Raw genomic sequence first — 9,682 nt, 5'->3', positions numbered from 1 at the left:
CTGCGCCGGGACGATCTGCGGCAGGCGGCGCGGGAGGGGCGCGAGGGGAACCTCGTGCTGTTCGTGGTGGACGCCTCCGGTTCGATGGCGGCGCGGCAGCGGATGAGCGCGGTGAAGGGTGCCGTGCTGTCGCTGCTGCTGGACGCCTACCAGCGGCGGGACAAGGTCGGTCTGGTGACCTTCCGGGGCACGGCCGCCGAGGTGGCGCTGCCCCCGACCTCGTCGGTGGACGCGGCGGCGGCCCGGCTGGAGTCGCTGCCGACGGGCGGCCGTACGCCACTGGCCGCGGGGCTGCTGAAGGCGCACGACGTGCTGCGGGTGGAGCGGCTGCGGGACCCCTCGCGGCGGGCGCTGCTGGTGGTGGTGACGGACGGCCGGGCGACCGGTGGTCCGGAGCCGGTGGCGCTGGCGGGGCGCGCGGCGCGGCTGCTGGGCGCGGAGTCGGTGGCCTCGGTGGTCGTGGACTGCGAGTCGGGGCCGGTGCGGCTGGGGCTCGCCGGGCGGCTCGCGGAGGAGCTGGGGGGTACGGCGGTGACGCTGGAGGAGCTGCGGGCGGACGCCATCGCCGGGCTGGTCAGGGATGTACGGGGGACGACTTCGAGGAGGGCCGCGTAGTGCCGCAGGGGCAGCCGAGTGTGGTGCCGGACGACGGGTTGACGACGCGGCAGCGGCGCAACCGCCCGCTGGTGGTCGTGCACACGGGGATCGGGAAGGGCAAGTCGACGGCCGCGTTCGGGCTGGCGCTGCGGGCCTGGAACCAGGGGTGGCCGATCGGGGTGTTCCAGTTCGTCAAGTCGGCGAAGTGGAAGGTCGGCGAGGAGAACGCGCTGCGCGTGCTCGGTGCCTCCGGCGAGGGCGGGACCGTCGACTGGCACAAGATGGGCGAGGGGTGGTCCTGGGTGCAGCGGGACGCCCAGCTCGACAACGAGGAGAAGGCCCGGGAGGGATGGGCGCAGGTCAAGCGGGACCTGGCCGCCGAGACGTACCGGCTGTACGTGCTGGACGAGTTCGCGTACCCGATGCACTGGGGGTGGGTGGACACCGAGGAGGTCGTCTCGGTGCTGCGGGCCCGGCCGGGGAATCAGCACGTGGTGATCACCGGGCGCAACGCGCCCGCCGCCCTGGTGGAGTTCGCGGATCTGGTGACCGACATGTCCAAGGTGAAGCACCCCATGGACGCCGGGCAGAAGGGGCAGAGGGGCATCGAGTGGTGATGTCCGTTCCTCGGCTGGTCATCGCCGCGCCCTCGTCGGGGTGCGGGAAGACGACCGTCGCCACGGGGCTGATGGCCGCGTTCGCCGCGCGGGGACTCGCGGTGTCCCCGCACAAGGTGGGGCCGGACTACATCGACCCCGGCTATCACGCGCTCGCCACCGGGCGGGTGGGGCGGAATCTCGACGCGTATCTGTGTGGGCCGGAGCTGGTCGCCCCGCTGTTCGGCCATGGGGCCCGGGGGTGCGATCTCGCGGTCGTCGAGGGCGTGATGGGGCTGTACGACGGGGCTGCGGGGCAGGGGGAGCTGGCGTCCACCGCGCAGGTCTCCAAGTTGCTGCGGGCGCCGGTGGTGCTGGTTGTCGACGCGTCGTCGCAGTCGCGCTCGGTGGCCGCGCTGGTGCATGGGTTCGCTTCCTGGGACACCGGGGTGCGGATCGGGGGCGTCATCCTCAACAAGGTGGGGTCCTCGCGGCACGAGGCGCTGCTGCGGGAGGCTCTGGAGGAGGCGGGGGTGCCTGTGCTGGGCGCGCTGCGGCGGGCCTCGCAGGTGGAGACGCCGTCCCGGCATCTGGGTCTGGTGCCCGTCGCCGAGCGGGGTGCTGCCGCGGTGTCCGCGGTCGCGGCGATGGCGGCGCAGGTGTCCGCCGGGTGCGACCTGGACGCGCTGATGGCGCTGGCGCGTAGTGCGGGAGCGTTGCCGGGTGCGGGGTGGTCTCCGGCTGAGGCCCTTTCTCCGCCCATCCACGACCAGCCGCCCCGGAGCGACGACAGCGACGCCGTACGTCCACGACCCGTGGTGGCCGTCGCTGGTGGGCCCGCGTTCACCTTCTCCTATGCCGAGCACGCCGAGTTGCTCGACGCTGCCGGGGCTGAGGCCGTCACCTTCGACCCGCTGCGGGACGAGCGACTGCCCGAGGGGACTCGGGGGCTCGTCATCGGTGGAGGGTTCCCCGAGGTCTACGCCAGTGAGCTCGGGGCCAACGAGTCGCTGCGCAAGGAGATCGCCGCGCTCGCCCTTTCCGGGGCACCCGTTGCCGCTGAGTGTGCCGGACTGCTCTACCTGTGCCGGGAGCTCGACGGGGTCCCCATGTGCGGCGTGCTCGATGCGGCCGCGCGGATGGGCGAGCGGTTGACGCTCGGGTACCGGGACGCCGTGGCCGTGGGGGACAGCGTGCTGGCGGTGGCCGGGACTCGGATGCGGGGGCACGAGTTCCACCGGACCGTGATCGAGCCGGGGGCCGGCGAGGCGCCCGCGTGGGGCGTTGTCGCGCCCCGTCGGCGGGTGGAGGGGTTCGTGCAGCAGGGCGTGCACGCGAGTTATCTGCATACGCACTGGGCGTCAGAGCCCGGAGTGGCCCGGAGATTCACGGAGAGGTGCCGGACTTCATGAGCAGCAGGCTGGTCGGGGTCGGAGTGGGTCCCGGGGACCCGGAGCTGGTGACGGTGAAGGGGGTCAACGCGTTGCGGGCCGCCGATGTGGTGGTCGTACCGGTGATGGACACCATGGAGCGGGGCCGGGCGGAGGCGACGGTGCTGCACCACGTGTCCGGGGAGAAGATCGTCCGGGTGGTGTTCGCGCTGAACGAGCGGACGGACCACGCGCGCCGGGAGGCCGCGTGGGACGCGGCGGGCGCGCGGGTCGCGGAGCTGCTGCGGGAGCACGCGTACGTGGCGTTCGCGACCATCGGGGACCCCAACGTGTACTCGACCTTCACCTACCTCGCGCAGACGCTCACCGCGCTCGTGCCCGCGCTGGTCGTCGAGACGGTCCCCGGCATCACCGCGATGCAGGACCTCGCGGCCAGGTCGGGCGCGGTCCTGACCGAGGGCACCGAGCCGCTGACGCTGGTCCCGGTGACGGGGGGCGCTGCGGCGCTGAAGGAGGCGCTGGCCGGTCCGGGGACCGTGGTGGCGTACAAGTTCGGGCGGCACGCGGCCGAGGTGGCCCGGGCGCTGCGGGAGTCCGGCCGGCTGGAGGACGCGGTGTGGGGCTCGGCGCTGGGCCTGCCGGAGGAGTCCGTACGGCCCGCCGCCGAGCTGGACGGCGACGCGCTGCCGTACCTGTCGACGCTCATAGCGCCGCCCCGGCGCGAGGGCGGCCGGGGCGGGAAGCTGTGAGGGGGTCAGCCGCCGGAGAAGCCGACCACCAGCCAGATGAAGGCGGCGCCCGCGACGGTGCACAGCACGGTGGAGCGGGCGGGGTGTTCGTGGTGGGCCTCGGGGAGGATCTCGGCGGCGGCGAGATAGAGCAGCGCGCCGCCGAAGAGGCCGAGGTAGCCGCCGAGCAGCTTTTCCGGGATGTGCACGAGCGTGGTGGACAGCGCGCCCAGCACCGGCGCGCAGGCGTCGGCGACCAGCATGGCGACGGCCCGTCGGCGGGCGTTGCCGTACAGGCTGGTGATGGTGAAGGTGTTGAAGCCGTCGGCGAAGTCGTGCGCGATCACGGCGAGGGCGACGGACAGGCCCATGCCCTCGCCGATCTGGAAAGCGGCGCCGATGGCGACGCCGTCCATGAAGCTGTGCCCGACCATCGCGGCGGCCGCCGTGAGGCCGACCTCCGGCGCCCGGTGCGTGTGCTCGCCGGCGCCGTGCGCGGCCTGGCGGCCGGCGAGGAGACGTTCCACCAGATGGGCCAGCAGGAATCCGGCCACGAACAGCACGAGCGCCGCGGGTACGCCGAACACTCTGTGACCGGCCGCCTCCAGCGCCTCGGGAAGCAGGTCGAGGCCGACCACGCCCAGCATGAGGCCGCCGGCCAGACCCAGGACCAGGTGGCGACGGTCGGTCACGCGCTGCGCCGTCCAGCCGCCGGCCAGCGTCATCAGGAACGCGCCGAGCGCGACAAGGACCGCCATAGGCCCTTGCTATCCGATGCGGGGCCCTGTGCGCACATCCTGCGGCTCGCAAACCTCACCAGACCCTGACATTCACCCCAGTTCCACAGCCCCCTCCCGGACCACGACCAGGTGTCCGGGCTTCCCGTAGGAGAGGACCCTTCCCATGGCCGATGCCCCCGCCGGCAAGGTGACGTTCGTCGGTGCCGGGCCCGGTGCCGCCGACCTGCTGACGTTCCGCGCGGCCCGCGCGATCGCGGAGGCGGACGTGGTGATCTGGGCGGCCAGCCTGGTCCGCGCCGAGGTGCTGGAGCACGCCCGCGCGGACGCGGAGATCCTCGACTCGGCGACCCTCTCCCTGGAGGACGTGGTGGCCGTGTACCGGCGTGCCCACGCGGAGGGTCTGAAGGTCGCGCGGGTGCACTCCGGCGACCCCTCGCTGTGGGGCGGCACGCAGGAGCAGATGGACCGCTGCGCGGAGGCCGGGATCGCCACGGAGATCGTGCCGGGCGTGTCCTCGTTCTCGGCGGTGGCCGCGCTGGCGGGGCGCGAGCTGACCATTCCGGAGGTGGCCCAGTCGGTGATCCTGACCCGGCTCGGCGGCGGCAAGACGCCGATGCCGCCCGGTGAGGAGGTGCGCGAGTTCGCCCGGCACGGCACCACGATGGCGGTGTTCCTGTCGGCGGCACGCAGCGGCCAGTTGGTGCGGGAGCTGCTGGAGGGCGGCTACCCGACGTCCACCCCGGTCGTGGTCGCCCATCAGGTGACCTGGCCGGAGGAGCTGGTCGTGCGGTGCACGATCGGCACGCTGGAGGAGACGGTCAAGGAGCACCGGCTGTGGAAGCACACCCTGTTCCTGGTCGGCGCCGCGCTGGACGCGCACGGCACCCGCTCGCACCTGTACCACCCCGGCCACTTCCACGGCTTCCGCAAGGCCGACCCGGAGGCGCGGCGGGCGCTGCGGGAGCGGGGGGCGAGCAGTTGATCACGGTCGTCGGCGCGGGAACGGGCGCCCCGCTCCCGCCGGACGCGCTCACCGGGGCGGAGCTGGTGGTCGGCGGGCAGCGCCATCTGGACGCGGCGCCGGTGCCCGAGGGCGCGGCACGCATGGTGCTCGGCCCGCTGGGGCCCGCCCTGGACGCGATCGGGAAGTACGTGGCCGAACAGCGGCCCGTGGTGGTGCTGGCCTCGGGTGATCCGGGGTTCTTCGGCATCGTGCGGGTGCTGGCGGAACGCTTCGGCGCGGGGCGGCTCGATGTACGGCCGGGCGTGTCCTCGGTGGCGGGTGCCTTCGCCCGGCTGGGGCTGACCTGGGACGACGCGGTGGTGGTGAGCGCGCACGGACGGGACCTGCGTACGGCGGTGAACGTGTGCCGGGCGCGCCCGAAGGTGGCCGTGCTGACCGGGCCGGGCTCGGGTCCGGCCGAGCTGGGTGCCCGGCTGGACGGTACGGGCCGGGCGCTGGTCGTGGTGAGCGCGCTCGGTGATCCGGAGCGGGAGCGGGTGGAGCGGGTGACGCCCGCCGAGGCCGCCGCGCGGGACTGGGGTCCGGCGGTGAGCGTGGTGCTGTGCCTGGACGAGACACGGGACGGGGACGGTCCGCGCACGGTCGCCGGTGCGGGTGCCGGGCCCGCGCGATGGGCGCTCGCCGAGGGCGAGTTCGCGCACCGGGACTCGATGATCACCAAGTTCGAGGTGCGGGCGCTGGCGCTCGCCCGGCTCGGGCCGCGCCTGGGCGACCTGGTGTGGGACGTGGGCGCGGGGTCGGGCTCGGTGGCCGTGGAGTGCGCGCGGCTCGGCGCGGCCGTGACCGCCGTGGAGAAGACCGAGGACGGCGCCGGGCGGGTACGGGCCAACGCCCGCGCCCACGGTGTCGACGTGAGCGTGGTGCACGGCACCGCCCCAGAGGCGCTGGCCGGTCTCGACGAGCCGGACGCGGTGTTCGTGGGCGGTGGCGGGCGTGACCTGCCCGCCGTGGTCGGCGTCTGCGCGGAGCGGGCGCGGCGGACGGTCGTGGTGGCCGTGGCCGCGCTGGACCGGGTCGGCCCGGTGCGCGAGGCGCTGACGCGGGCCGGGCTGAGCTGTGACGGGGTGCTGTTGCAGTCCTCGCGGCTGGCGCCGCTGCCGGGTGATGTGACCCGGCTGGCGGCCGGCAACCCCGTTTTCCTGCTGTGGGGCGACCGCCTCCCGGCACGGAGTGAAGGAGGAGTCCAGTGATCGGCCTGATTTCCGCCACCGCGGCGGGGGCGGCGGCCCGCGACCGGCTGGCCGCGGCCTGGCCGGACCGTACGCGGGTGTACGAGGGCCCGGCCGGGGAGGCCGTACGGGCGGCGTTCGCGGAGTGCGACCGGCTGGTGTGCTTCCTGGCCACCGGTGCCACGGTCCGGCTGCTGGCCCCGCTGCTCGGGGACAAGGCAACCGATCCGGGCGTGGTGTGCGTGGACGAGGGCGGCCGGTTCGCGGTGTCCCTGATCGGCGGACACGGCGGCGGCGCCAATGAACTGGCGTACGAGGTGGCCGGGTTGCTCGGGGCGGAGCCCGTGGTGACGACGGCGACGGACGCGGTGGGCCTGGCCGGACTGGACACCCTGGGCCTGCCGGCGGAGGGCGCGGTCGCGGCGGTGTCACGGGCGCTGCTGGACGGTGAACCGGTGGCGCTGGAGGCCGAGTTGGCCTGGCCGCTGCCGCCGGTGCCCTTTGCCGACCAGGGCGCTTACACGGTGCGGTTGACCGACCGTGCCGTACAACCGGGCCCGGACGAGGTGCTGTTGCGTCCGCCGTCCCTGGTGGTCGGGGTCGGCGCGTCCAGGGGTGCACCTGTCGAGGAGGTGCTCGGGCTGATCGAGGTGGCGTTGCGCGAGGCGGGGCTCTCGGTGCGGTCGGTGGCCGAACTCGCCACCGTGGACGCCAAGTCGGAGGAGCCCGGCATCGTGGCCGCCGCGGAGCGGCTGGGCGTGCCCCTGGTGACGTACCCGGCGGACGAGCTGGCCGCCGTGGCCGTGCCGAATCCTTCCGACGCGCCCCTCGCCGCGGTCGGCACCCCGTCCGTGGCGGAGGCCGCCGCGCTGCGGACCGGTGGCGAACTCCTCGTGCCCAAGCGGAAGTCGGCCGCCGACCCTGCCATGGCGACCTGCGCGGTCGTACGACGTCCCGGCCGGGGACGGCTCGCGGTGGTGGGGCTCGGACCCGGCGCCCGCGACCTGCTGACCCCGCGCGCGGCCGCCGAACTGCGGCGCGCCTCGGTGCTGGTGGGCCTGGACCAGTACGTCGACCAGATCCGCGACCTGATCCGGCCCGGTACCCGGGTGCTGGAGTCGGGACTCGGGGCGGAGGAGGAGCGGGCCCGTACGGCGGTCGCGGAGGCCCGCAAGGGGCACGCGGTGGCGCTGATCGGCAGCGGGGACGCGGGCGTGTACGCCATGGCCTCCCCCGCGCTCGCGGAGGCGTCCGACGACATCGACGTGGTCGGCGTACCCGGTGTCACCGCCGCGCTCGCGGCCGGGGCGGTGCTGGGCGCGCCACTGGGCCACGACCACGTCTCGATCAGCCTCTCCGACCTGCACACCCCGTGGGAGGTCATCGAGCGCAGGGTGCGCGCGGCCGCCGAGGCGGACATCGTGGTGACCTTCTACAACCCCCGTTCGCGCGGCCGGGACTGGCAGCTCCCCAAGGCGCTGGCCGTCCTGAGCGACCACCGGGAGCCGGGGACGCCGGTCGGTGTGGTGCGCAACGCCTCCCGGCCGGACGAGTCCGCCCGGCTGACCACGCTCGCCGAACTCGACCCGGCGACCGTCGACATGATGACGGTGGTCACCGTCGGCAACACCGCCACCCGGAACATCGCCGGGCGGATGGTGACCCCGCGCGGCTACCGCTGGCAGCACGCCCCGGAGGGAGCCCGGTGAACCGTGTCGTCCACCCCATCGAGCAGGAGTCGTTCCGGCGGCTGCGCGCCCGCCTGGACACCTCCGGCTTTCCGCCGCTGACCCGTGCGGTGGTGGAGCGGGTCATCCACTCCGCCGCCGACCTCGACTACGCCACCGACCTCGTCACGGCCGAGGCCGACCTCCGGCGCGGGCACGCCGCGCTGCACGCCGGGGCGCCGGTCGTCGTGGACGTGGAGATGGTCGCGGCCGGGATCACCCGCCGCGACACCGTCTGCCGGCTGCGGGAGGCCAGGTCCGGCCCCGGACTGACCCGTTCGGCGAACGCCGTGCGCCTCGCGTACGAGCAGGTCGGTCCGGGCGCGCTGTGGGTGATCGGCTGTGCGCCGACCGCGCTGGAGGAGCTGCTCACCCTGGACGCCGACCCGGCGCTCGTCATCGGGCTGCCGGTCGGCTTCGTGGGCGCCGCCGAGTCCAAGGAGGCGCTGCGCGCGAGCGGGCTGCCCGCCGTGAGCAACGTCTCCGAGAAGGGCGGCTCGGCGGTCGCCGCCGCCGCGCTCAACGCCCTGCTGTACCACCCGACCCACCCCGAGGAGACACCGTGACCACCCAGCCGCCCGCCCTGCTCATCGCCGGACACGGCACCCGTGACGAGGCCGGGGCCGAGGCGTTCCGCGACTTCGTGAAGGAGCTGGGCCGCCGCCACCCCGAACTGCCCGTCGCGGGCGGCTTCATCGAGCTGTCCCCGCCCCCGCTGGGCGAGGCCGTCACCGAGCTGGTGGAGCGGGGCGTACGCCGCTTCGCCGCCGTGCCGCTGATGCTGGTGTCCGCCGGGCACGCCAAGGGCGACATACCGGCCGCGCTGGCCCGCGAGAAGGAGCGCCATCCGGGCGTCACCTACACCTACGGCCGCCCCCTCGGCCCGCACCCCGCCCTGCTGCGGGTGCTGGAACGCCGGCTGGACGAAACCCTCGCCGGCACCCCCCGCGAGGACGTGACCGTCCTCCTGGTCGGGCGCGGCTCCACCGACCCGGACGCCAACGCCGAGGTGTGCAAGGCGGCCCGGCTGCTGTGGGAGGGGCGCGGATACGCGGGTGTGGAGACGGCGTTCGTGTCGCTGGCGGCACCGGACGTGCCGAGCGGCCTGGACCGGGTCGCCCGGCTGGGGGCGCGCCGGATCGTCGTGCTGCCGTACTTCCTGTTCACCGGCATCCTGCCCGACCGGGTGCGGCGGCAGACCGAGGAGTGGGCGGCCGCGCACCCGGAGGTGGAGGTGCGTTCGGCGGACGTGATCGGGCCCGAGCCGGAGCTGCTGGACCTGGTGATGGAGCGGTACGCGGAGGCCGTCGCCGGTGATCTGCGCATGAACTGCGACTCCTGTGTGTACCGGATCGCGCTGCCGGGTTTTGAGGACAAGGTGGGGCAGCCCCAGCAGCCGCACTTCCACCCGGACGACGACGGCCACGACCACGGGCACGGCCATCACCACCACGGCGGCCACTCCCACAGCCATGCGCACTGACGCCGGGCCCGATCTGCGCCACCACGGGGACGCCGAGGTCCGCGACGCCGGGGCGGGCCTGGTGGACCTCGCCGTCAACGTCCGCGCGGACACGCCCCCGCGCTGGCTGCGCGAGGAGATCGCCGCCTCACTGACCACTCTCGCGGCCTACCCGGACGGGCGGGCCGCGCGGGCGGCGGTGGCTCGGCGGCACGGGCTGCCCGTGGAGCGGGTGCTGCTGACGGCGG

The 9,682-nt window shown here is 74.7% G+C and carries 10 protein-coding genes and 1 pseudogene; 10 read left to right on the top strand and 1 reads right to left on the bottom strand.

Annotation, left to right across the window (positions count from 1 at the left end):
* The 4 genes from GT030_RS31875 to cobI all read left to right on the top strand — a co-directional run.
* On the top strand, positions 1 to 615 hold a 615-nt coding region (locus GT030_RS31875; RefSeq protein WP_161204057.1), incomplete at its 5' end, for a VWA domain-containing protein.
* A complete protein-coding gene (gene cobO, locus GT030_RS31870) occupies positions 615 to 1,214 on the top strand; it encodes a cob(I)yrinic acid a,c-diamide adenosyltransferase (protein WP_161204056.1) in 600 nt (199 codons plus the stop codon). The genes GT030_RS31875 and cobO, both read left to right, overlap by 1 nt.
* Positions 1,214 to 2,605: a cobyrinate a,c-diamide synthase gene (locus tag GT030_RS31865; RefSeq protein ID WP_202460812.1), complete on the top strand. Its 1,392-nt coding sequence runs from the start codon at positions 1,214 to 1,216 to the stop codon at positions 2,603 to 2,605. Before cobO ends, GT030_RS31865 begins: the two co-directional genes overlap by 1 nt.
* Positions 2,602 to 3,333, top strand: coding sequence for a precorrin-2 C(20)-methyltransferase (gene cobI, locus GT030_RS31860; RefSeq protein WP_202460811.1), 732 nt, complete (start codon positions 2,602 to 2,604; stop codon positions 3,331 to 3,333). Before GT030_RS31865 ends, cobI begins: the two co-directional genes overlap by 4 nt.
* Before the next feature lie 5 nt (positions 3,334 to 3,338).
* Here the strand turns inward: cobI and GT030_RS31855 are convergent, their stop codons facing one another.
* Complete coding sequence (locus GT030_RS31855) at positions 3,339 to 4,070, bottom strand: ZIP family metal transporter (protein WP_161204053.1); 732 nt, start codon at positions 4,068 to 4,070, stop codon at positions 3,339 to 3,341.
* Positions 4,071 to 4,215: 145 nt separating this feature from the next.
* Here GT030_RS31855 and cobM point away from each other — a divergent pair, with 145 nt between their 5' ends.
* From cobM to GT030_RS31825, 6 genes and pseudogenes are all read left to right on the top strand, one after another.
* Positions 4,216 to 5,034 carry a precorrin-4 C(11)-methyltransferase gene (gene cobM / locus GT030_RS31850; RefSeq protein WP_135790630.1) on the top strand — a complete coding sequence of 273 codons (819 nt, stop codon included), beginning with the start codon at positions 4,216 to 4,218 and terminating at the stop codon, positions 5,032 to 5,034.
* Positions 5,031 to 6,266 carry a precorrin-6y C5,15-methyltransferase (decarboxylating) subunit CbiE gene (gene cbiE / locus GT030_RS31845; RefSeq protein ID WP_161204052.1) on the top strand — a complete coding sequence of 412 codons (1,236 nt, stop codon included), beginning with the start codon at positions 5,031 to 5,033 and terminating at the stop codon, positions 6,264 to 6,266. The genes cobM and cbiE overlap by 4 nt, the downstream gene beginning before the upstream one ends.
* Positions 6,263 to 7,954, top strand: a complete 1,692-nt coding sequence (gene cobJ / locus GT030_RS31840) for a precorrin-3B C(17)-methyltransferase (RefSeq protein ID WP_161204051.1) — start codon at positions 6,263 to 6,265, stop codon at positions 7,952 to 7,954. Before cbiE ends, cobJ begins: the two co-directional genes overlap by 4 nt.
* Entirely contained in the window at positions 7,951 to 8,538 is a 588-nt protein-coding gene (locus GT030_RS31835) for a precorrin-8X methylmutase (protein ID WP_161204050.1), read from the top strand. The genes cobJ and GT030_RS31835 overlap by 4 nt, the downstream gene beginning before the upstream one ends.
* Positions 8,535 to 9,455, top strand: coding sequence for a sirohydrochlorin chelatase (locus GT030_RS31830; protein WP_161204049.1), 921 nt, complete (start codon positions 8,535 to 8,537; stop codon positions 9,453 to 9,455). The genes GT030_RS31835 and GT030_RS31830 overlap by 4 nt, the downstream gene beginning before the upstream one ends.
* Positions 9,445 to 9,682: pseudogene (locus GT030_RS31825) on the top strand (aminotransferase); the annotation flags it as partial. The gene GT030_RS31830 and the pseudogene GT030_RS31825, both read left to right, overlap by 11 nt.

It is taken from the genome of Streptomyces sp. SID1328 (genome assembly GCF_009865595.1).
GTDB lineage: Bacteria > Actinomycetota > Actinomycetes > Streptomycetales > Streptomycetaceae > Streptomyces > Streptomyces griseoluteus.
Note: the sequence above shows the minus strand (reverse complement) of the source record. Positions and strands in the feature narration are given on the sequence as shown.